The sequence below is a fragment of the uncultured Campylobacter sp. genome (assembly GCF_937959485.1).
Taxonomy (GTDB): Bacteria; Campylobacterota; Campylobacteria; order Campylobacterales; family Campylobacteraceae; genus Campylobacter_B.
The window spans coordinates 239,998-260,897 of sequence record NZ_CALGPY010000006.1 but is presented as its reverse complement, the minus strand read 5'-3'; the positions used below and the strand labels follow the sequence as shown (position 1 = coordinate 260,897).

20 protein-coding genes, 1 tRNA gene and 1 pseudogene are annotated in these 20,900 nt (G+C 46.4%); 16 read left to right on the top strand and 6 right to left on the bottom strand.

Translation table 11 applies throughout. From position 1 onward, the window contains the following. Positions 1 to 592: 592 nt before the first annotated feature. Complete coding sequence (locus Q0380_RS06155) at positions 593 to 1,045, bottom strand: EamA family transporter (RefSeq protein ID WP_298961437.1); 453 nt, start codon at positions 1,043 to 1,045, stop codon at positions 593 to 595. A 250-nt stretch (positions 1,046 to 1,295) separates the two neighbouring features. Here Q0380_RS06155 and Q0380_RS06150 point away from each other — a divergent pair, with 250 nt between their 5' ends. The 5 genes and pseudogenes from Q0380_RS06150 to Q0380_RS06130 all read left to right on the top strand — a co-directional run. After that, positions 1,296 to 1,682, top strand: a complete 387-nt coding sequence (locus tag Q0380_RS06150; RefSeq protein WP_298961434.1) for a hypothetical protein — start codon at positions 1,296 to 1,298, stop codon at positions 1,680 to 1,682. Between the two features lie 790 nt (positions 1,683 to 2,472). After that, positions 2,473 to 3,678: an OprD family outer membrane porin gene (locus Q0380_RS06145; protein WP_298961432.1), complete on the top strand. Its 1,206-nt coding sequence runs from the start codon at positions 2,473 to 2,475 to the stop codon at positions 3,676 to 3,678. Positions 3,679 to 3,753: 75 nt separating this feature from the next. Further along, positions 3,754 to 4,329, top strand: coding sequence for a c-type cytochrome (locus Q0380_RS06140; protein ID WP_298961426.1), 576 nt, complete (start codon positions 3,754 to 3,756; stop codon positions 4,327 to 4,329). 10 nt (positions 4,330 to 4,339) lie between these two features. Continuing rightward, positions 4,340 to 4,882, top strand: a complete 543-nt coding sequence (locus tag Q0380_RS06135; protein WP_298961423.1) for a DJ-1 family glyoxalase III — start codon at positions 4,340 to 4,342, stop codon at positions 4,880 to 4,882. 307 nt (positions 4,883 to 5,189) lie between these two features. Then, positions 5,190 to 5,291 (top strand): annotated as a pseudogene (locus Q0380_RS06130) (S-ribosylhomocysteine lyase); the annotation flags it as partial. Between the two features lie 179 nt (positions 5,292 to 5,470). Here the strand turns inward: Q0380_RS06130 and Q0380_RS06125 are convergent. After that, positions 5,471 to 6,166: a hypothetical protein gene (locus Q0380_RS06125; protein WP_298961420.1), complete on the bottom strand. Its 696-nt coding sequence runs from the start codon at positions 6,164 to 6,166 to the stop codon at positions 5,471 to 5,473. Positions 6,167 to 6,408: 242 nt separating this feature from the next. On the opposite strand from Q0380_RS06125, the gene Q0380_RS06120 reads away from it, so the two are divergent. From Q0380_RS06120 to Q0380_RS06110, 3 genes are all read left to right on the top strand, one after another. Continuing rightward, positions 6,409 to 7,155, top strand: a complete 747-nt coding sequence (locus Q0380_RS06120; RefSeq protein WP_298961417.1) for an SDR family NAD(P)-dependent oxidoreductase — start codon at positions 6,409 to 6,411, stop codon at positions 7,153 to 7,155. Positions 7,156 to 7,171: 16 nt separating this feature from the next. Then, the gene (locus Q0380_RS06115; RefSeq protein ID WP_298961414.1) at positions 7,172 to 8,866 is read left to right on the top strand and encodes a Na+/H+ antiporter NhaC family protein; all 1,695 of its coding nucleotides are present in this window, start codon (positions 7,172 to 7,174) and stop codon (positions 8,864 to 8,866) included. A gap of 236 nt (positions 8,867 to 9,102) precedes the next feature. After that, complete coding sequence (locus Q0380_RS06110; RefSeq protein WP_298961411.1) at positions 9,103 to 9,498, top strand: EexN family lipoprotein; 396 nt, start codon at positions 9,103 to 9,105, stop codon at positions 9,496 to 9,498. Positions 9,499 to 9,564: 66 nt separating this feature from the next. Here the strand turns inward: Q0380_RS06110 and Q0380_RS06105 are convergent, their stop codons facing one another. Then, positions 9,565 to 9,708, bottom strand: coding sequence for a hypothetical protein (locus Q0380_RS06105; RefSeq protein WP_298961409.1), 144 nt, complete (start codon positions 9,706 to 9,708; stop codon positions 9,565 to 9,567). Positions 9,709 to 10,384: 676 nt separating this feature from the next. After that, a complete protein-coding gene (gene murI, locus Q0380_RS06100; RefSeq protein WP_298961406.1) occupies positions 10,385 to 11,815 on the bottom strand; it encodes a glutamate racemase in 1,431 nt (476 codons plus the stop codon). A 191-nt stretch (positions 11,816 to 12,006) separates the two neighbouring features. On the opposite strand from murI, the gene Q0380_RS06095 reads away from it, so the two are divergent. After that, entirely contained in the window at positions 12,007 to 12,603 is a 597-nt protein-coding gene (locus Q0380_RS06095) for a tetratricopeptide repeat protein (protein ID WP_298961403.1), read from the top strand. A gap of 737 nt (positions 12,604 to 13,340) precedes the next feature. On the opposite strand, the gene nfo is transcribed toward Q0380_RS06095, so the two are convergent. Together nfo and Q0380_RS06085 are read right to left on the bottom strand one after the other, a co-directional pair. Continuing rightward, positions 13,341 to 14,195, bottom strand: coding sequence for a deoxyribonuclease IV (gene nfo, locus Q0380_RS06090; protein ID WP_298961401.1), 855 nt, complete (start codon positions 14,193 to 14,195; stop codon positions 13,341 to 13,343). 352 nt (positions 14,196 to 14,547) lie between these two features. Continuing rightward, positions 14,548 to 15,042: a hypothetical protein gene (locus Q0380_RS06085; RefSeq protein ID WP_298961398.1), complete on the bottom strand. Its 495-nt coding sequence runs from the start codon at positions 15,040 to 15,042 to the stop codon at positions 14,548 to 14,550. A 77-nt stretch (positions 15,043 to 15,119) separates the two neighbouring features. Here Q0380_RS06085 and Q0380_RS06080 point away from each other — a divergent pair. From Q0380_RS06080 to rplT, 7 genes are all read left to right on the top strand, one after another. Continuing rightward, a tRNA-Glu gene (locus Q0380_RS06080) sits at positions 15,120 to 15,194 on the top strand. 260 nt (positions 15,195 to 15,454) lie between these two features. Next, positions 15,455 to 16,198 carry a spore coat protein gene (locus Q0380_RS06075; RefSeq protein WP_298961396.1) on the top strand — a complete coding sequence of 248 codons (744 nt, stop codon included), beginning with the start codon at positions 15,455 to 15,457 and terminating at the stop codon, positions 16,196 to 16,198. Continuing rightward, positions 16,176 to 17,381 carry a multidrug effflux MFS transporter gene (locus Q0380_RS06070; RefSeq protein WP_298961392.1) on the top strand — a complete coding sequence of 402 codons (1,206 nt, stop codon included), beginning with the start codon at positions 16,176 to 16,178 and terminating at the stop codon, positions 17,379 to 17,381. Before Q0380_RS06075 ends, Q0380_RS06070 begins: the two co-directional genes overlap by 23 nt. A 102-nt stretch (positions 17,382 to 17,483) precedes the next feature. Further along, entirely contained in the window at positions 17,484 to 19,307 is a 1,824-nt protein-coding gene (gene thrS / locus Q0380_RS06065) for a threonine--tRNA ligase (RefSeq protein ID WP_298961389.1), read from the top strand. After that, on the top strand, positions 19,304 to 19,825 hold the full coding sequence (gene infC / locus Q0380_RS06060) for a translation initiation factor IF-3 (RefSeq protein WP_298961386.1): 522 nt from the start codon (positions 19,304 to 19,306) through the stop codon (positions 19,823 to 19,825). Before thrS ends, infC begins: the two co-directional genes overlap by 4 nt. Before the next feature lie 315 nt (positions 19,826 to 20,140). Continuing rightward, the gene (gene rpmI, locus Q0380_RS06055) at positions 20,141 to 20,332 is read left to right on the top strand and encodes a 50S ribosomal protein L35 (protein ID WP_291940085.1); all 192 of its coding nucleotides are present in this window, start codon (positions 20,141 to 20,143) and stop codon (positions 20,330 to 20,332) included. Positions 20,333 to 20,430: 98 nt separating this feature from the next. Then, the gene (gene rplT, locus Q0380_RS06050; protein WP_005871091.1) at positions 20,431 to 20,787 is read left to right on the top strand and encodes a 50S ribosomal protein L20; all 357 of its coding nucleotides are present in this window, start codon (positions 20,431 to 20,433) and stop codon (positions 20,785 to 20,787) included. Positions 20,788 to 20,900: the final 113 nt, after the last annotated feature.

Below are 20,900 nucleotides of genomic sequence, written 5' to 3'. Positions count from 1 at the left end.
GGCTAAAGAAGAGGGATCGTCTAAGGCTAAAGGTAAGAGGGGCAAGAAGGGTAAGGGAGAGTAATTTCTCCCGACCTTAGCTTATTATTCTACAAGTCTAGCACTTGCGACGAATCATGATCTACGTAGCAAGCGCATAGATTTAGGCGGAGCTATGAAAGTGTGCAAGATTTTAATTCGAATCTTGCGTAATTAGCTTGCTCGACTATATTGTAGATTTAGAAGTTTACAGTTTGATTTAAACTTGCGGATGCGATTTTATTTTATGGTATGGCGAGTCGATATTTTTTGGAATTTTAAGGCGTAAATTCTTGATTTCTCATAAATTTCAATCTCACTACTTTTAAGCAGAACTAAAATTACCCTAAAGACCGCCTAACTATAGCAAGGTATCGGCAAATCGATTACCGGCGCGTTTCAGCTAATGCCTAGAAATCGTGTAGGTTAAATGTCAAGCCATAAGAAATCATAATGGTTTAGGGTGGCAATTTTGCAGAAACCGGCAGTGGGTTTATCTGATCAAAGCGTATAGCGTAACGCGAGCCTTGCGGCTAAAAAGACCATAAGAGATAGGTTTAAAGCAAATTTTACCCTATTTAAACGCCAGCATCATCACGCCTGCGCCGATGAGTGCTAGTGCGAGCCATTCGCGAAGACTCGGGCGCTCGCCTAAAAATATCACGGCTATGATCACAACGAGCACTACGCTTAGTTTATCGATCGGTACTACTTGATAGGCTTTGCCGATTTGCAGAGCTTTGAAATACGCTAGCCACGATGCACCAGTCGCCAGCCCACTTAATATCAAAAATATCCAGTTGCGAGGGCTCAGACTAGATAACGGCTGCCAGGCTTTAGCGTAGCGTAGGAACACGGCGAGACATAGGGCGATGATGATCGTGCGAATAAAAGTCGCGAAGTGAGAGTTGATCCCTTCGAGTCCGATTTTTGCAAATATCGCGGTCAGCGCCGCAAAGAGTGCTGATGCAAGCTGGCCGGGTAAAAAACTAGAGCTCTGTTGTTTTAATTTAGACGCGACTACCAAGTCTCGCTCGCGATTACTGCTAAATTCTACCCCGCATATATAGAAAAATCGTCAAAAGCGCATTCTCGCTTCGCCTAACGCTAAGAGAGATCTGTTTAAATTCCACTTCGACGCTCCTCAAAAACAAATGCCAGCGACGCAAGCGCATCCATCGTCGTTTAAATTCCACTTCGATGCCTCTCAAAAAAGCAAACTTTAAGCCCAAACCTACTACTCTAAAAGTTCAAATTTTACAAATGAAGGATACTGAATGAAAAATTTCATATTTTCCGCACTTTTGGCTCTTAGCATCGCAGGCTGCGCCGTAAGCACCGCTCCGACGCCTGCAGGCAACTTGCGCTCGCTAAAATCCGAGATCGTAAACTACACTCGTCAAAGCTCCACAGCTTACGTCTATACGTTTAAAGACCTATTCAGCGGCGAGCTATACACCGCTCGCGCAAGCAGATATTATGCGGCTGCAGGAGATACTGCCTATATAAGTACCGCTTCAGGCGCTATCACCGATATGCGAATTATCTCGCGCAAGGCAGGTTCCGTTGTTCCGCGCGCTTATGATATCGGTAAAATCGAGACCAAACAAATGCATAAAAACGACGCTATTGCTGTACCTGAGAGTGAAAATATCAGCTTTTAATCCTACGCGATTTTTAGTCGCTGCGCCCTTGAAGGTAAGCGAGCCTGCTTTTACTTTGTGAAACGTTTTTGTGTTTGCTCTCTACTCTTATGAAGGCAATAGTTTCTGTTCTTAATCATGGCGGGCTGGCGCGATTTGCTTGCGCTTTAAAGTCCGCTGATTCTTTATGCGATTGCCTGCATAAATTTTATATTTTATAAGTTGTGGAATTTTATATTTCACAAAATTCTGCGCTGCACATCTTACTTATATGGCTCGGTTAGCATTTCCTATTCGCTTGCTTCGTGCTTAAGATTTCTTACTGCATAGTGCCATTTTGTCCACAAAATTCTATATTATGGAAATATAGCTGGCGCTAGAATTTTGATTGCGAAATTCTTATAAATTTTCTTTCTCGCAGTTCTTCACGTACTACTCGTTCTCGGTACCGTATTCTTAGTAGATAAGATATCGCGTAGATTTTTAAAACCCGCGCTTTGCAAATTTCGTATCTTGAAATTTTATCCATAAAATTTCGCATCGTAAAATTTTATTAAATTTATCCCGCATGAAAGAGGTGTTGCCGTCTGTTTACCGCAGCTTGATATAATCCCCGCATCGAAATTAGAACTCCTTTCAATAATCGGCGAGGCCTGTGTGGGTCTCGCTTTTTTATGCCCGTTAAATTTGGATTTTCGGTAAATACTCGGTAACAATTTGGTAAAATTTTAGTATTTTTCAGCATATTTTAAGCATATAATTTGTCATTTTGTGCTACTATTGCGCTTACAAACTTTTAAAGGAGTTCAAAATGAAACTAGTTAAACTTAGTTTAGCGGCAGCAGTCGCTGCAGGTGCTCTTGCTATGAGTGCAAGTGCTGTTCCGTTAGAGGAAGCTATCAAGGATGTGGATCTAAACGGATACGCTCGTATGCGATATACTCACGATCACCTTAAAAATAAAGCAGATAGCAATAGAGGTGTTTGGCAGTTTAAATCGGAAGTAGATTTTAAAGCTAAAATCGACGATAACTTCTTTGGTGTAGTAGGCATTAGATTTATGGATGAAGATCATGGCGAATCCGCTTCTTCTTCAAATAGTCAATATCATGGTAATCACGGCGCAAGAAGAGAAGACCCAGATTCTGATTTCGATATTGCTAAGGCTTACTTGGGATACACTATCGGCGGTACTACGATTGCAGTTGGTCGCCAGGGTATAGGCTCATTCTTTACCGATGATATGTATGGAGATGGCGTTAAGATTACTAGTACTGATATCGAGGGCTTAACAATTAGTGGCTTTTGGATGGATTCTCTAGAGAACGATGGCGATATTTCAAGCCTTGATTGGGCTAACGTAAATAATAAGCTAACTACCGATCATAACCTATATGGCATAGGATTTATGGGCTCATATGATCCCGTATCTTTCCAATTATGGTATAACTCTTTAGAAGATGTAGCAGATCTTTTTGCTGCAGAACTGGCTCTAAGCTTTGATATCTCTGATGATTTTAATCTCGGCGTAAAAGGTCAGTATGCATTTTCTGATTTCGATGGCGACTATAAAAATGTAGTGGGTGCCGATGATGCAGATTTCTGGGCTGCAGAAGCTAATGCTGGTTTCTTTGGTGTTGATTTAGCTGCGGGTTATTTGAAATTTGAACCTGATCATAAAGACAGCCTTTCTTTTGTATCCTTTGAAGATCAAGGATCCTTCATTAGCCCAGGTGAAGAGTTGTTAGACTATAGAAGCTTTAGAGGCGAAAATCACTACTGGTATGTAGTAGCAGGATATACTATCCCTGATACTGGTATCAGAATTGGTGCTGATTACCTAGACGGTAAAGCGCATGGTGACGATGCATACGAAGTAGTAGGTAGAATTTCTTATAAATATAATGAAAAGCTAAGCTTCAAAACTTGGTATTCTCACTATAAGATTGACGATGCTGCTGGCGGTCTTGATGAGAAAAAAGATCGCATCAGATTTGAGGCTAAATACAGCTTCTAATTATTTACCTTATACGGGTAAAATTAGGGCGAAGCTTTTGCTTCGCCCTTTTTAAATTCTAAATCAAGGTTTTCTATGAAAATTTTTAAAATTTCTTTTTTAGCATGTTTTTTTGCCTTTAATTTAAATGCCGCGGATAAAGCAAGCGATGACACGTATGTATTTGAAGCCAAAGGTGAGTTTGCCAAAGAGCTAAAATCCCTGATCGAAAAGCATTCTAAAGATGAAAACGTAACCGTAAATATCTACAAAAACACTCCGGTCGCAGGCAGTAAAATCCATAACGGCAAGGTAAATCGAAATATAAATTTTTTAAAAGAAAGAGGTGGGGCTATCTTTGCTGAGAAGTGCGCTTCATGCCACGGCGAGAATGGCCAAAAAAAAGCTTATGGAGTATCACGTAAACTCAAAGATATGGACGCTAAAGAGATCTCGATAGCTATGTCGCAATACACTACAGATCTAAGTTATGGTGGCAAGATGAAAAATATCATGCAGCCGATCGCCGCTAAGACGGGCGCTACGGAGCTAGGCTACATCATTGCTTATCTAAAAGGCGACGATTCGTTCTTATACGATAGCTCGTCTAGTAGGAGCACGAATACTGAAATTTCGACTGCCCCTAGCGAGCAGGGCTCGTATCTAAAATAAGGGGTATGCGATGAAAGTTGCTGTAGTTTTAGCTAACGGATTCGAGGAGCTTGAGGCGATAAGCATCATCGATATTTTAAGACGCGCGGATATTGATGCTCTAGCCGTGGGGTTAGAGAAAAAATGCGTTCGCGGTACGCACGGCATCGAGCTTGTGGCGGATGAAATTTTGGATGATATTAAGGCGTCTGAATTTTCCATGATCGTTTTACCGGGAGGCTTACCTGGCGCGGAGAATTTAGCCAAAAGCGAGAAGCTCGGTAAGATCCTACGCGACTTTGATGCAAATAACGCAAAAATCGGCGCAATATGTGCCGCTCCATGGGCGCTAGCTACCGCGGGTGTGCTAAAAAGCTCTTATACTTGTTATCCGGGTTTTGAAAGTCAGATCGCTCACCCAGGCTATACAAATGCGGCGAATGTCGTAAAAGATCAAAATATAATGACTTCGAAAGGCCCTGCTACTGCGATGGAATTCGCACTACAAATCGTCCGTGAGTTAAAAGGCGAGCAGGTTTATTCCAAGCTAAAATCTGATTTACTTTTTAAATAAAATTTCAAGTGGGAGCCGATTCTAGCGCGCTTTATTTTATCGCTCGTATAACGACGCGTGCTGATTTTGCTGCGCCTGAGGGCCGTAAATTTTATCTCGCTCTACACATATAAAATAGCCACAATATTTATTCTGAGTATCCGTAAACGAAATTCTCGCGACTCAAATTTTAAATCGAAAAACGCAAAAGGTTTTATGGGCAACAGATGGAATTTTATTGGAGCTAGTCGCTATTGAAACTAAACCTTACCGTCGCGACGGCGCGGAGCGTAAGCATAAAATATTTTAGGCGTATCCTCAAGAGGGCATCGCTGAGCTGAATAAATTTCAATGTGGCATCTTCGCGATACACTCGCTGGCAGAAGCTAAACAAATCGCGCAAAATGTGCTAAACAAGGGAATCGCGTGATCAAAAACGATAAGATCACGCTGGATATAAATTTGATCAAATAGCGACGTCAATGTATCAAGAGGCAAAACGGCGCAGTTTTTGAAGGTTTTGTCGGTAAAGCACAGATCTATCGAGAAGCATATAAGCTTGTAGCGCGCGACGAAAGTGCCATTTAGAATTCCTAAAAAGGATAAAATTTAGCGCTTCTTTAAAATATCGTCGTTTAAAAATGTCGCGCTGCTTTGTATTGTTTTGATAACGCGGTCTTTAGAATTTTGCGTTTTGTCGGGTACGGGTCTATGTGCGATCAAATTTACGCGCCCGATTTTCGCCGTGAAATAAAAATTCCCCAGTATCGTCGCGTTTAGAAACACTCCAAAATATATCCGTTCTAATCCCCATATCCCTATGCTGGCGGCATGAATGGGCACAAAAATTATCGCGATTAAGACCGGATAATAATCCGAAATTTTATTTTTGGCAAGGATTACGGTCGTAACGATGGCATATGCGATGAGCGTAAAAGGAGAGATAAGCAAGAGTGCAAAAAGCGCGTTTATGCGCCGATAATCTTCGTGCCCGATTAAGACGCAAAAACTACAAAACGCGAGCGTTATGAGAAAAAATAAAGGTAAAATCCACCGCGTTTTCGCGCCACGCCCTTTAAGCAGCGATAAAAAGAGCAGATGAGAGTCCAGCGCAATACAATAATAATCAAATATAACCGATGAGCTTAGAAACGTGAGCGGTATGCCGAGCAGTGCACCCGGCCCGTCAAAATATACCCCACTAAACATGAGCCACGTGATAAAGAGCATAAAAGCATATTTAAGACCCGCATAAGTGGTGCAAACACAGATACTAGCAAGGATAAATCGTATAAATTTGCTCATTTGCCTTCCCCTAAATTTAAGTGATTATAGCAAATCGCGAAAAACAAACGGCGCAAAATTTTAAATTTAGCCGTGCGCTCGCCAAATCCGCTGCTGATTACGAGCTCGTGCGCGCTAGAAGCACGCTCAATGTCTTCGTATTATTTCATCCGCGCCCGCGCCGCAAGATAAAATTCATAAATTCTAAATCCGTTTTGCGTTATCATTGCGCTAAATTTAAAATTTTACGCAAAGGGGATCATATGAAAAATACGGCATTCATCACGGGCGCTACGAGCGGCTTTGGAGAGGCGATCGCTAGGGCGCTTAGTGCGCAGGGCTATAAGATCATAGCACTCGGGCGGCGCAAGGAGCGGCTACAGAAGCTAGCCGGCGAGCTAGGCAATACGCACATTATCGCCGCGGACATTCGCGATAAAGCTGCGGTGTTTGACGCCGTGAGTGCGCTGCCTGAAAATTTCAAAGACGTCGAGGTGCTCGTAAATAACGCAGGTCTTGCGCTAGGACTTGAGGGGATCGCGCAAACACCCGTAGAGGATTTGGAGACGATGGTCGATACGAATATCAAAGGCGTGTTGTATTCGACCAAGGCGGTGCTGCCGCTGATGATCGCGCGCAAAAGCGGCTATATCTTCAATCTCGGCTCGACTGCGGGCGCGTGGCCCTATCCGGGCAGCCACGTTTACGGCGCGAGCAAGGCGTTTATCAAGCAGTTTAGTCGCAATATCCGCAACGACCTGCGCGGCACGGGCATCCGCGTGACGGAGATTGCGCCCGGCATCTGCAAGAGCGAGTTTAGCGAGGTGCGCTTTAAGGGTGATCTAGCGCGCGCTGCGGCCGTGTATGAGGGGGTCGATGCGATCCTGCCCGAGGATATTGCGCAGATCGTGCTAAGCTGCCTAGCGATGCCCCGTCGCGTAAATATCAACGTGATTGAGGCGATGGCGACGCAGCAGAGCTGGGCGGGGCTTTTTATCGAGAAGCATTAAATTCTAAGGCGAGAAAATGAAAAAAATTATATTACTAATGTTTTTATCGGTTGCCGCATTTGCGGTAGATGACGCGACCAGACAGCATAATGCCGAGCTTTTCGGCATCTGGACGCTAGTGCCGCCCGTCGTGGCAATCGCGCTTGCCTTTATCACCAAAGAGGTGATCCTGTCGCTTTTCATCGGCGCTTTTAGCGGCACCTATATGCTTGCAGTCGTCGGCAACAATCCGATCTCCGCGCTTGTGGGCAGCTTTACCGATCTGGTCGCGCGCGTGGTGGGCTCGATGGCCAGCAAAGGCAACGCGGGCGTACTTTTGCAGGTGCTTTGTATCGGCGGCGTGGTCGCGCTGATTAGCAGGACGGGCGGCACGAAAGCCGTGGCGCTTTGGATTAGCAAGCGCGCTAAAACTGGTATCTCGGCGCAAATTTCGACGTGGATTATGGGTCTTTTCGTATTTTTCGACGACTACGCAAATGCTCTGATCGTAGGCCCCGTCATGCGGCCGATCACCGATAAATTTAGAGTCAGCCGCGAAAAGCTCGCCTTCATCATCGACGCTACCGCCGCGCCGATTGCCGGTATCGCGCTAATTTCTACCTGGGTAGGTCTTGAGGTCTCTTTGATAAGAGCGGGATATGATCAGATCGGCGTGCAAAACGTAAACGCCTTTTCGATCTTCGTGCAGACCATGCCGTATCGCTTCTACAATCTTTTTATGCTTGCTTTCGTAGTTTACGTGGCGTTCATGCGCAGGGATTTCGGACCAATGCTCTCGGCCGAAAGGCGAGCGGCGAGCGGCGAAATTCATTCTAAAAATTCTAACATCGCCGAGCTAGAAGATAAAACGCTAGAGCCCAAAGAGGGGATCAAGCCGCAAGCTTCAAATGCCGTCATCCCGCTTATAGTGCTAATCTGCGGTGCGTTTGCGAGCTTTTATTTTAGCGGGCTAAGCAAGCTTGAGGGCGATGCTCTCGCAGCCGCAAAAGCCGCTCCGCTAAGCTTTGCGACGCTTCAGGCGACGTTCGGCAACGCGAACTCGTCGGTCGCGCTTTTTCAAGCGGCGCTTCTTGCTACGGTCGTGTCTATATTTATGAGCGTTTACCGCAAAATTTTTGACGTCAGAGAGGCGATCTCTACGTGGATCAAGGGGTGGAAGACGATGATCGTCACGATCGTGATCTTGCTGCTTGCATGGTCGCTCAGCTCAGTCATCAAAGAGCTCGGCACGTCGCGCTATCTGGTCGATATGTTGAGCCAAAATACGCCGAAATTCTTGCTGCCGGTAGCGATTTTCGTGCTGGGCTCGTTAATTAGCTTTTCGACGGGTACTAGCTATGGCACGATGGGAATTTTAATGCCGCTTGCCATACCTTTGGCAAGCGCCGTGGGGCTTGCCCACGGGCTTTCGGGCGATGCGCTTCACGCCTATATGATCGTAAATATCTCGGGCGTGCTAACCGGCGCGATTTTCGGCGATCACTGCTCGCCGATTTCGGACACCACGATCCTTTCGTCGATGGGCGCGGGCTGCGATCATATCGAGCACGTAAAGACGCAGATGCCTTACGCTCTATCCGTCGGCGCGGTCGCCGTGCTAGCGGGCTACCTGCCCGTAGCGCTAGGGCTTAGCGTCTGGATCGCGCTACCGATAGGATTTGCCGTTACGTGGGCTCTCGTGCGATTTGCAGGCAAAAAGGTAGAGGAGTAGCTCCCGCAAATTTTAAACTTGCTTTTAAATTTTAAATTCCGCAGTAATGCGGAATTCTGCCTGGCGGAATTCTAATCTGCCTTGCGAAATTTCACTCCGCAAAATTTCGTCGCGCGAGCAAATTTTAAAGCGAAATTTTAACTAGCCGCGTCAAAACGGCTCGTGCGCCTGCAATTTAAAATTTTTAAAGTAAACGGATAGTAAAATACCGATAAATTTCAAACAAGGAGAATGAAATGAAAAATCCTAAGATGTTCCTCTGGGGGGGGGTGTTAGCTGCTTTTTTAGTTGGTTGCGGCGATGATACCGAGGTAAAGACCAAGGAGTATTACGATATTCATCTAAATGAGGCTAAAGAGGTTTACGCAAAGTGTGATTTCAATACTTTAAAGGACGGAAGCAACTCATATAAGAATTGCGTGAACGCAAAAGAATCGGTCAATGATATAAAAGTTATGACGGTAGAATACTATGAAAAGCATATAGAGGAAGCTAAAGAAGTAGAAAAGAATTGTGATTGGGATAAGATAGAAGAAGGAAGCAAAATGCACAAGAATTGTGAAAATGCAAGTAAGGGGTTAGAAGAATATAGATGGAATGAACGTAAAAAGATGTTCTCTGGAACAAAATAAATTTTAATATTAATTCAATATTAAAATTCCTCTTATGCCCTATGCGTAAGCTCATTTTAACTTACTCTACACCGAAGGCGCGGAGTAAGTTCGCTCTACGCGGCTTAGAATTTTGCCGTATAAAATTCCTCCTGCGAAACGATACGGCGTAAAATCTTGCTTTACGGATTTTGAAATTTCAAATTTAAAGCCTGCGGGCTTGGCTATCACAGAAAAGACTTACGGGCTGCGCGGCGCCTTAAAATTTAATCATTTTAAAATTTACGCCGTGCGCCTAGTCTAAATTTCACTCGGCGGCGGTTTACACGGCGTGCTAAATTTAACCTCGCGCGCGCACTTTATCCGCGCCCTAGTCTAAATTTAAAATTTCAAATTTGCGGTAACAGTTCGTGCGGCGCGAGGAATTCCTCACATACAGCAATCTTGACTTACGCTATTAAATTTAAAGAAGCGACGGCGTCTTTCTCGCGCTATGCTGCTCCAAGTCGTACGGCGGCGTTGTGCGTTAAATCTTAAATTTACGTGCTAGGCGGTGGAAGGCAGCATTTGCCCCGTAAAATTTTAACTTTCGCACGCCGGACGACGGCTGGGCGCTATTGCTCGCGCGCCGCGAGAAGCCGCTTCTAAATCATCAAGCCGAGTTAAATTTTTTAGCGCGCCGAAATTTTAATCTATGCGGCGCGATTTACGAAACGACGAAATTTTGAGCTTGCGCTGCGATTTATAGCGCATCAAAATTTTAACTTGCGCAGAGCGATCCACCACGTATCCAAATTTTAAGTCGCGTAGTGCGATCCGCGATGAACAGGAATTTTAATTTGACGTGATTTATGACGCACTGGAATTCCAACCTGCACTACGGATCTACGACGCACGGACGCGTAGCCTAGTCGATTGCTCGCATCGCATCGAGCCGCTTTAAAAACAGTTCTACTTTGCGCAGCTGCGCCGCATCTAGCGCCCTACCCGAGTAAAAATACTCCACGCTGTTGCCGTTTGGATAATTCACATGCGAAATGCCCGTTCCTTCGCTTCTCGGCTCAAATTCTAAGGACAAATCCGCGCCGCCTCGAGAATAAAGCTTGAGCTGCGAATTCGCATCTACGGCGCGCGGCGACATGCGGCATTTGTCTTCGCCGCACTGCTCTTCGCCGCGGGCATTGACCGCCAGCTTACCGTCGCGTTCGCGGATTGCGCCCAGCTCGCCCGTTTGCGAATTTGCGCTAAATTTTATATCGCCGTCTGCGTCAAATTTATCCGCACAAACCTGCGATTTTACGTCGCGCGAAGTATCCATGCCGAAGCCGCGCTCATCCGCGTTAGAAAACTCATCATACCCCACTGCGCCGTTTTTTCTGGCGCCGCACGACACTGCACGAAGTTCGCTCATACCTTGCTCTATCATATCGGGCTTGCTCTCGCCGCGCCTTTCTGTGTTACGCTCGCCATCATTCTCGCCGTAACCTTCAGTGTCGCCCTCACTGCACCCCTCTGCGTCGTACTCGGCGCCACAGCTACCGTCGCTTACGCTCTGTCCGCCGCCCGCGCCTCGTCCTTCCGCGCCAAATTTGTGGGCTTGCGCAGATGAATTTATATCAAATTTTGGGTCACCCTCGGCGTTAAATTTAGTCGCCTGCGAGGGCAAATCCTCACCGCGCGCAAGCTTTAGCCCTCCGCCCAGCTCACTTGCAAGGCGATTTAGCGTGCCATCGATGCCGTCGATGATGCGCACGTGAGGCGGCAAAATTTCGCGCAAAACGTCCTTGAAATAGTTAAAATGCGTGCAACCAAGCACGAGCGAACTGAGGCGCTCAAGCTCAAATTTAGCCAGTTCCCCCTGCAGATACGCCCGAACCGCAGGCGAGTCAAACTCCAAATCCTGCGCAAACTCCACGAGACGAGGTAGCGGCAGGCTCCACGTCTCGCACTCCAGCCGCCCGACAAGGCGCGCGAGCTTTTCGCCCGCGATCGTTAGCGGCGTGGCGATGAGCAGCGTCGGGCATGCGCCGAAGCTGTCCGCGGCGAGCTTGACGGCGGGCTCCATGCCGATGACGGGCACGCTAAATGCGCCGCGAAGCTCCGAGATAGCCGCGCTCGTGGCGGTGTTGCAAGCAACGACGACCGCGTCCGCGCCGTGCGTGACCAAAAACCCGACCGCATCGAGGCTCAGCCGCACGATCTCGGCTCTACTTTTCGTGCCGTAGGGGACGTGATCCTCGTCGGCAAAATACAAAAACTCCGCCCCGCTGAACCGCTGCAGAGCCTCGGCGAGCACGCTCAGCCCGCCGATACCCGAGTCAAAAAACGCTATTTTCAAATCTTTATCCAAGGTTAAATTTAATGCGCGATTATAGCTCAATCCAAGTAAAATTTAAATTTTGAGCGGGCTTGGCGGCTCTGTAGCCGTTAAATTCTCGCCGCTTCGTTAAAATTCGCGGCAAATTTAATTAATTTTTTTGGGGGGGGGGGGGGTAGAATTAGCCAAATTTTACCCAAAAAGGATACTAAATGAAAAAATCGCTATTTGCGTTAGCATTTACCGCTTGCTTTGCGTTAGGAGCGTCCGAGCTTGAGACGCTAGAAAAAGAGTGCGATGGCGGGAATATGAAGTCTTGCACTCAAGCGGGAGCATTACATATTTTTAAGAACGACAATCCCGACAAAGGAGTTAAAATGCTTAAAGAAACTTGCGATAAAGGAAATATGGATAGTTGTTGGATTTTAGGAGATGAGTACACAGGAAACGGACTTTTAAAAAAAGATATAGAAAAAGCAAAATTTTATCTTGAGAAAGCTTGCGACGGTGGATATTATATGGGCTGCATGAGTTTAGCCGCTTATATATATGGCACAGATGATATGGAAAAAGCGGCGATTTATTACAGAAAGAGTTGCGATTTAGGAAATTCTTTGGGTAGCGAAAATGCCTTGGGTAGCTTCGACTCTTGCTATAAATTTGCCATTTATAGTCAGCTTGCTATGAACGATACAAAAAAAGCGGCACAATATTATAAAAAAGCTTGCGATCTAGGCAAAGATGATCCGTCCGCCGGACTTTTCAATACTTGGCAAAAATCCTGCGATATGTATGAGCTGCTAAAATAGCGCGCCGAGCCGCGGCCGGTACAATACGCGTCGGCTGCGGATTAAAATCCCGCCGCCTTTAAATTTAAATCGTGGCGGTAGGCTACTAAGCTCAACGATAAAATTTTAAATTGATCGGGCGATATGCGGTAGAATTTAACGTAAATTTACACGGATCCTGCATAGATTTTAGCGCAAGCAAAGCGCTAAAATAAAGAGGCGGATTTGTCATAAGCAAATACGTGCCAAAGCATAGATTGGCACGCAGCAGAATTTTAAGTTAGGATTATGGAGGCCTTATGTGCTTGCGCCTCCGCAAAGATCGGGCAATTGCAAGGTTGGAATTTACGCAGTCGCGCGAATTTTTTGATGTGGAATTTAGAATTTTAATTCCTAGAGCTTCGAATCTGGCGCTGAGCCTTGAAATATCGTAGCGATATGATTTTAAAATTTGCCACCGCATCGCTTTAAAAATCTTGCTTGAAAATTTTAATTACGCAGCGTAAAATTTTTCATTCCTGCCAGGGCGCTGCGTTTTTCTATAAAAATTTTGCTCTTTTGCTCTGGCGCTGTGTTTTCATCGCAGAATTTCGCGCCTTTTTTTGACGCGGCATTCTTAACGCGCAATCCTCGCTATTTTGCTTGTTAAAATTTAAGTGATAAATCCAGCGATGTAAACGCACGGCATAAGGCTCTTATCGCTGGCGCCACTTTAAAGCGAAATGAGATAAATTCTACGTGGCGCAAAAGGCGCCCGATTAGGCTTTGCGGCGTCCTTGCATACTGCGCAAAAGTGCGATCTCCTCCGCCCAGAGGCTATCGTCGATCGTCTCTAAAATCAGCGGGATCTCGTCAATGTTCGGGTCGTTCATGATGTTTTCAAACGCCGCGAGCCCCAAAAATCCGCGCCCGAGGCTCTCGTGCCGATCCTTACGCACGCTAAGCTCGTTTTTTGTGTCGTTTAAGTGCATGCCGCTTAAAAATTTATAGCCGATCGCGCGGTCAAACTCGTTCATCGTGCGCTCGTAGGCCTGCTGGCTGCGGAGGTCGTATCCTGCGGCGAACGCGTGACAGGTATCGATACAGACGCCGATGCGATCTTTATTTGAAATTTTATCGATCACGTAAGCGAGCTGAGCGAAATCATAGCCGAGATTGGAGCCCTGACCCGCGGTGTTTTCTAGCACGAGTTTGACGCCTGCGGTGTTTGCGATGGCGAAATTTAGCGACCCTGCGATATTATCCAGGCACTCTTGAGCTGAAATTTCATTTAGATGCGAGCCCGGATGAAAGTTCAAAAGCCTAAGCCCGAGCGCCTCGCAGCGGCGGATCTCGTCCACGAAGGCGTTTAGGGACTTCTCGCGCTCCGCCTCGCGCGGATGACCCAAATTTATGAGGTAGCTATCGTGCACCAAAACATGCTCCGCGCTGATGCCGCTTTGCTTCAGCGCGTCCTTAAACGCGACGATCTCCTCTGCGCTAAGCGGCGGCGCGTCCCATCTGCGCTGATTTTTGACGAACATCGCAAACGCGTCCGCCCCGATCTTTGCGGCGTTTAACGGCGCGTTGGAAACTCCGCCGCTAGCACTCACGTGCGCTCCGATCCGCTTCATTCTGCCTCCTAAATTTCATTTTACGCCGCGTGCGGCAAATTTCATAAACCCGAGCTGCGCGCGGATTTTTTAAATTTCAATGCGCGCTTTTTCTTTCGCACATACGCGCTGCTTGGTAAATTTCGCCGCGAAGAGCCGGCGCAGAACGTCAATAAAACTGCGCCGTTTGTGCAGCTTAGGCGGCTACCCCGCCGAGTAATGGAATTTTGACCGCTCGCGCCGTGTTTCGGGCGGCTGCTAGAGCGCATTATTCCCGCGCGCTTACAAGAACGCACCGCACGAAATTTTACTCGTTTTCGAGCCCTGTGGAGTAACATATCTTGCGTGCTGTAAATGCCTGCCGCGCAAAATTTTACTGCAGTTCGCGGATTTTGATCTTTACGCCGCGTTTTACGTCGGCGAAGCTTATGGATCTTCCGCCGCCGTCCTTGCCGCGGCAAACCTTATAATCGATAGAGCCATCTTGCAGGCTTTGCGCGAGGCAACGGCGCTCGCCCGCGTCGCTGCCGCCAAAGATCGGCTTGCCGTCTAGGATTTGGCCGAGAAGCCCGCGGTAGTGCTCGGCGCCGAAGAATTTTTTATTGAAAACGAGCTCGTCATCGCACGCGCCGTTCATGCAAATTTTATCGCCTTTTAATACTAGGCTCAGCACGCTGATGCCGCTTGCGTAAATTTGAACCTCGGTTTGGTTTTTAAATTTACGCATAAAGCCCGCGTCGCTGGTGCGAGTAAGCGGCGAAATGACGGTGAAATTTACAGCTTGCGTGGAAGCGGGCTTGAGCGCGGTGGTAGCGCAGCCTGCGAGTAGAAGCGAAAGTGCAAGTGGCGCCAGAAAAGAGCATTTCATAAATAATCCTTAATTTAAGTTGGGTTTAAGTGCGTCTTGAGTAGAATACCGCCTTTAATCTTAATACCAGATTAAGTGGCCCCTTCGTCTAACGGTTAGGACATCGCCCTTTCACGGCGGTAAAACGAGTTCGAATCTCGTAGGGGTCGCCACTTCTAGTTTTAAAATTTTTTGACGCAAATTTTAGTTTTTAAAATTCTGAAATTTTATCTAACTTCTAAATTTCAAAATTATACGCTTTTGCTGCTTCCTGCGCTACAAAATTCCAAGACTGCAATAAAATTCTACTTGATAGTTTTAAAATTTAGCCCCGCCGAATTTATGTAATAAATTTTATGCGGACAGATGAAACTCTATGAAATAAAACTCGCAAATTTAGCTCTTTCTAAAAAAAATTCGCTAAATTTATTGAATGCAAAATTTTAAAGAATACGTAAATGAAATTCTAAAAAATCATCCTGGCGAGCGCGTCACGAGCTTTAGTTTCGAGGGCGAGAAATACTGGCTCAAGCAGCCGGAACTGCGCATCCGCGGTGGATTACTTACGAAAATATTTAAAGCAAATCCGAAAGCCGCTTTCGATTACGAAGCGCTAAAATGCGAGAGCTTGTACGCAGCCGGCGCGCCTGTGCCACAGCTGGTGCTGCGAGACGAGAGCTTTTTCGTACTCAAAGACGGCGGCACGCCGGTGGACGAGGTGCTAAAAAGCTCGGATGAGGTATCTTGCGTGGCGCTTATTGAGGGCTACGCTACGGCGTTAGCACAGCTACATTCGCGCGGCTTCATACACGGCAGACCCGCGCTGCGCGACGTTTTAGTAAAAAACGGCGAGATGAAATTTATAGATTTTGAAAATCGCGGCGAGCGCGGTGATCTGCAAAAAGCTAAAATGCGAGATTTTTTGCTGTTTGTCTATGATCTTTGTCGTGAAGGTCTGAGCGAAGGCTTTGTTCGCGCAAGCATTTGCACCTACGCCTCAAGCGGCGGGCAGGATGTAGTGCAAAGTGCGTGGACTACGGTACTTGCGCTGCGTCCGATATATTTTATCGCCAGGCTCTTGCCGCAAAAATTTAAAGATCTAAACGCGCTCGTGCGCACGTTTGAGCTCTGCCTAAAAATAATTGAGGAAAACGATGATCAAAGAAAAACAAAGTAAATTCGCTAAATTTAAATTGGTGATTATACTCGCCTATATGTCCGCTCTGGCGCCACTTTCGACCGATATGTATCTGCCCGCGCTGGAAAAGGTAAAGGCAAGCTTTGCTACGAGCGAGTTTTACACTCAGCTATCAGTTGCGAGTTTTTTCATCGCTTTTGCGCTAGGACAGCTCGTTTATGGGCCGCTAAGCGATAAATTTGGTCGTAAAAAGCCGTTATACGCGGGCATTTTGCTTTTTATATTTGCGTCGCTTGCTTGCGTGAGCTTTGATAGCGTTTACGCGTTTATATTTTTTAGATTTTTGCAAGCTTTAGGCGGGTGCGCGGGAGTGGTACTTGCGCGAGCCGTAATTAATGATAAATTCGAACTGCACGAGGCTGCGGCGATGTTTGCGCTGATGATGGTCGTAGGCTCGCTAGCGCCGATGCTAGCACCAACTCTAGGTGGATTTGTGCTAGATTTTTTCTCATGGCAAGCGATTTTTGCGATTTTGTTTGCGCTTGGAATTTTGCTTTTTGCATTTATATTTTTCGGACTTGGCGAGAGCGCTCAGATAGACAGGACTGCTACACTTAGCGTAAAAGGCGTGCTTGGCGAATACGGCATAATCTTGCGAAATAAAGAATTTATGCGCTATACGCTAGGATTTGCGGTTGCGATGAGCGCACTTTTTGCTTATATCACGGGCTCTAGCTTTATATTTTTGGGCTATTATGGGCTGGGCGAGCATGCCTTTGGCGTAATATTTGGCATCAACGCTCTTGGAATGACCCTTGTTTCGGCACTAAATGCCAAACTCGTGCAAAATCGCGAACCCGCAGCTTTATTAAATTTCGGCCTAATAGCGATGCTTGTGACGAGCTTGATTTTGTTCGCATGCTCTATGCTTGACCTTCCTTTCATCTGCTTTGAGGCTTCGCTTTTCGTATTGCTTTCATCCCTTGGCTTTGTTGCGCCTAACGCCACGACGCTTGCGATGGCGCTGTATAAGGACGGCAACTCTGGCGCAGCTTCGGCGGTACTGGGGACTGTGCAATTTGCCATCGCCGGGGCTATTTCGTTTATCGTGGGTGCAGTGGGAGCGAATAAGCCGTTTTTGCTCGCAAGTGTGATGGCGATTTGTGCTCTTTGTGCGAACGCTGTGTATTTTTTATTGCGAGAAAAGAATCAAAAATTTTAATTTTAATATTTTTTAAATTTATCGTTAAGGATTGATTAGCTAAAATTAGCTCTCGTTCTTTCAGTGTAAGAAAGACAATTCGGTAAAAAAGGAAACAAGCCAATGAGCGATATTATCGCATATAAACTTAACGGTGAAATTTACGATACTCAAAGTATCGGCGAGCGCGCAAGCGAGGCGCAGCCGATATATTTCGATAACTCCGAGGACGCGCTTAAAATTTTGCGCCACTCCTGTGCGCATCTTTTGGCGCAGGCGGTGCGCGAGCTCTACCCGAGCGCTAAATTTTTCGTAGGACCGGCGATCGAGGATGGGTTTTACTATGATATGCGCGTTAGCAAAAATGGCGGCGAGAAGCTCGGCGAAGAGGATTTGGGGGCGATCGAAAAAAAGATGCGCGCGCTTGCCGAGGCAAATTTAGAGATTAAAAAGATAGCCTCCACCAAAGAGGCGGTCGCGAAAAAATATGCAAACGACGATCTTAAGCAGGAAGTTTTAAAGCGCATCCCCGACGGCCCGGTTAGCTTATATGCACAGGGCGAGTTTGAGGATATCTGCCGCGGCCCGCATGTGCAAAATACGAAATTTTTGAAAAATTTCGCCCTCACGCGCATCGCGGGGGCGTATCTCGGCGGCGACGAGAAGCGCGAGATGCTAACTCGCATCTACGGCGTCGTATTTGCCGATAAAGATAGCCTTAAAAAACACCTTACGATGCTCGAAGAAGCCAAGAAGCGCGATCACCGAAAGCTCGGAGCCGAGATGAAATTTTTCACCTTTGACGAGCAGATCGGCGCAGGACTTCCGATCTGGTTTCCTGCGGGCACGAGGATGCGTATAAAGCTCGAGGAGCGCCTTTATAGGCAGCTTCGCAAGCGCGGCTACGAGCCGGTGCGCGGCCCTGAAATTTTAAAATCCGACGCGTGGAAGATCAGCGGGCACTACAGTAACTACAAAGAAAATATGTATTTTACGACGATCGAGGATCAAGAATACGGCATCAAGCCGATGAACTGCGTCGGTCACATCAAGGTTTATCAAAGCGAGATCCGCTCATATCGCGATCTACCGCTTAAATTTTGCGAATACGGCGTCGTGCATCGCCACGAAAAAAGCGGCGTCTTGCACGGGCTTTTCCGCGTGCGCGAGTTTACGCAGGACGACGCGCATCTGTTTGTGATGCCGAGCCAGATCAAAGAAAACGTCTATGAAATTTTAGATTTCGTGGGGCTCTTGATGAAGGCTTTCGGATTTGAATACGAACTTGAAATTTCGACCAAACCGCAAAAGGCGGTCGGCGACGACGAGGTTTGGGAGATCGCGACGAAGGCATTAAAAGACGCGCTTGACGAAAAGGGCTTAAAATACGGTCTAGACGAGGGTGGCGGCGCATTCTACGGGCCTAAGATCGACATCAAAATCACCGACGCGCTCGGGCGAAAATGGCAGTGCGGCACGGTGCAGGTCGATTTTAACCTGCCTGCGCGCTTCGAGCTTGGCTACATCGACGAAAATAATGAAAAAAAGCAGCCCGTGATGCTGCATCGCGCGATTTTGGGAAGCTTCGAGCGCTTCGTGGGGATTTTGCTCGAGCACACCGCGGGCGAGCTTCCGTTTTGGATCTGTCCTACGCAGGTATCGATCGTGCCGATCGGCGAGGCGCATGCAAGCTATGCGAAAGAAATTTTAAATTTGCTGCGCGAAGCAGGCATTGACGGCGAAATTTTAGATAAAAACGAAACGCTAAATAAACGAATCAGAACGGCTGAAAAGCAGAAGGTGCCGCTCATCATCGTCCTAGGCGATAATGAAGTTTCGGCTCGCAGCGTGGCTCTGCGCGATCGTAGGGCGCGCGAACAGCGAAATTTAGGGCTGGATGAGTTTTTAAATTTCGTAAAAGCTAAATTAAACGAGGTGAATTTTTGAGCAGAGGCAAAGAGGTTTTTCTAAACGAGGACATTCCGGCTAGCGAAGTCAGGTGCATAGGCGACAACGGCGAGGTTTACGGCATAATTTCAAAGGCGCAGGCGCTGCAAATCGCCGAGCGAGAGGGTGTGGATCTGGTTTTGATAGCGCCCGATGCAAAGCCGCCCGTTTGCAAGGTCATGAACTACAGCAAATTTCGCTATCAGCAGGAAAAAAAGCTCAAAGAGGCGAAAAAAAAGCAAAAAATCATCGAGATCAAAGAGATCAAGCTGTCCGCCAAAATCGCTCAAAACGACATTAATTACAAAGTAAAGCACGCGAAAGAATTCCTTGATAGCGGCAAACACGTCAAACTTCGCGTATTTTTAAAAGGGCGCGAGATGTCAAGCCCGGAAATCGGCGTAAATTTGCTCAATAAAATTTGGGACGAATTTTTTGCGGAAGTTGCCGATCGCGATAAAGCGCCTGCGCTGGAGGGTCGCTACGTAAATATGCTGATCACGCCGAAAAAGGCGTAGCGTAAATTTAGCGGTATTTTGCGCTACGTGCGGCAAAATTTTAAAATTTACGCGCTGTTTCTTCGCGGTACAGCGTGTAAATTTAAACTAAATAGCGTAGTTTTAAAATTTAATGCGGGCTAAGTTTATCTCTAAATTTAGCCCTTTAAATTTGTATAAAATTTTTTTGATCAAGTCAAACCGAATCTTAATCGAGCGGCAAAATTTAACTTTAAATTTATCTTGCGTTAATTTAAGCTATAAAATTCCTTAAATTCAAATTTTTCAAAGAAACTTTATTATATACTTCCCGTTCACTTTAAAAAAAGGACGACCATGCCAAAGATGAAAAGCGTGCGCGGTGCCGTCAAGCGTTTTAAAGCGGGCAAAAACAAGATCAAAAGAGGCTCGGCGTTTCGCAGCCACATTTTGACGAAGATGTCTCAAAAACGCAAGAGGAATTTGCGCGAGGCCCAATACGTCGATTCTACGAACGTATCTGCGGTTAAAAGAATGCTTTGCAAATAGTGCGAAGTTAGTTTTTGACGAAAGTCATTCAAACTCCCCTAAATTTATGGATTTTAGGGCAAGATCCCCAAAGGGACGCCGATTAAGAAAGGATTAATATGGCAAGAGTAAAAACGGGCATCGTTAGACGCCGCCGTCACAACAAGGTGCTAAAGCTTGCGCGCGGATTTTATAGCGCAAGACGCAAACATTTCAGAAAGGCTAAAGAGCAGCTAGAAAGAAGCCTCGTTTACGCCTTCCGTGACAGACGCGCGAAAAAACGCGATTTCCGCAGACTTTGGATAGTGCGCATCAATGCAGCTTGCAGGCTAAACGACATCAGCTACTCTAAATTTATAAACGGACTTAGAAAAGCGGGCATCGAGCTTGATAGAAAAATTTTAGCAAATATGGCTATGAACGATGCCGAAGCTTTCGCAACCGTCGCAAAGAAGGCAAAAGCAGCATTAAAATAAGCTTTAAAATTTAGCCGTCTCCAAGGCGGCTAAATTTTTAAATTTCGACAAAGTTTTTAATTTTAAAAGCGCGTCCGCAAATTTGTCGAAATTTAAGAATTTGGGTAATTTTA

What these genes read in the sequence shown, in the direction of transcription:
- Q0380_RS06150 (WP_298961434.1), top strand. Translation starts at nt 1,296, where the DNA reads ATGAAAAATTTCATATTTTCCGCACTTTTGGCTCTTAGCATCGCAGGC.
- Q0380_RS06145 (WP_298961432.1), top strand. Translation starts at nt 2,473, where the DNA reads ATGAAACTAGTTAAACTTAGTTTAGCGGCAGCAGTCGCTGCAGGTGCT.
- Q0380_RS06140 (WP_298961426.1), top strand. Translation starts at nt 3,754, where the DNA reads ATGAAAATTTTTAAAATTTCTTTTTTAGCATGTTTTTTTGCCTTTAAT.
- Q0380_RS06135 (WP_298961423.1), top strand. Translation starts at nt 4,340, where the DNA reads ATGAAAGTTGCTGTAGTTTTAGCTAACGGATTCGAGGAGCTTGAGGCG.
- Q0380_RS06125 (WP_298961420.1), bottom strand. Translation starts at nt 6,166, where the DNA reads ATGAGCAAATTTATACGATTTATCCTTGCTAGTATCTGTGTTTGCACC.
- Q0380_RS06120 (WP_298961417.1), top strand. Translation starts at nt 6,409, where the DNA reads ATGAAAAATACGGCATTCATCACGGGCGCTACGAGCGGCTTTGGAGAG.
- Q0380_RS06115 (WP_298961414.1), top strand. Translation starts at nt 7,172, where the DNA reads ATGAAAAAAATTATATTACTAATGTTTTTATCGGTTGCCGCATTTGCG.
- Q0380_RS06110 (WP_298961411.1), top strand. Translation starts at nt 9,103, where the DNA reads ATGAAAAATCCTAAGATGTTCCTCTGGGGGGGGGTGTTAGCTGCTTTT.
- Q0380_RS06095 (WP_298961403.1), top strand. Translation starts at nt 12,007, where the DNA reads ATGAAAAAATCGCTATTTGCGTTAGCATTTACCGCTTGCTTTGCGTTA.
- nfo (WP_298961401.1), bottom strand. Translation starts at nt 14,195, where the DNA reads ATGAAGCGGATCGGAGCGCACGTGAGTGCTAGCGGCGGAGTTTCCAAC.
- Q0380_RS06085 (WP_298961398.1), bottom strand. Translation starts at nt 15,042, where the DNA reads ATGAAATGCTCTTTTCTGGCGCCACTTGCACTTTCGCTTCTACTCGCA.
- Q0380_RS06075 (WP_298961396.1), top strand. Translation starts at nt 15,455, where the DNA reads ATGCAAAATTTTAAAGAATACGTAAATGAAATTCTAAAAAATCATCCT.
- Q0380_RS06070 (WP_298961392.1), top strand. Translation starts at nt 16,176, where the DNA reads ATGATCAAAGAAAAACAAAGTAAATTCGCTAAATTTAAATTGGTGATT.
- thrS (WP_298961389.1), top strand. Translation starts at nt 17,484, where the DNA reads ATGAGCGATATTATCGCATATAAACTTAACGGTGAAATTTACGATACT.
- rpmI (WP_291940085.1), top strand. Translation starts at nt 20,141, where the DNA reads ATGCCAAAGATGAAAAGCGTGCGCGGTGCCGTCAAGCGTTTTAAAGCG.
- rplT (WP_005871091.1), top strand. Translation starts at nt 20,431, where the DNA reads ATGGCAAGAGTAAAAACGGGCATCGTTAGACGCCGCCGTCACAACAAG.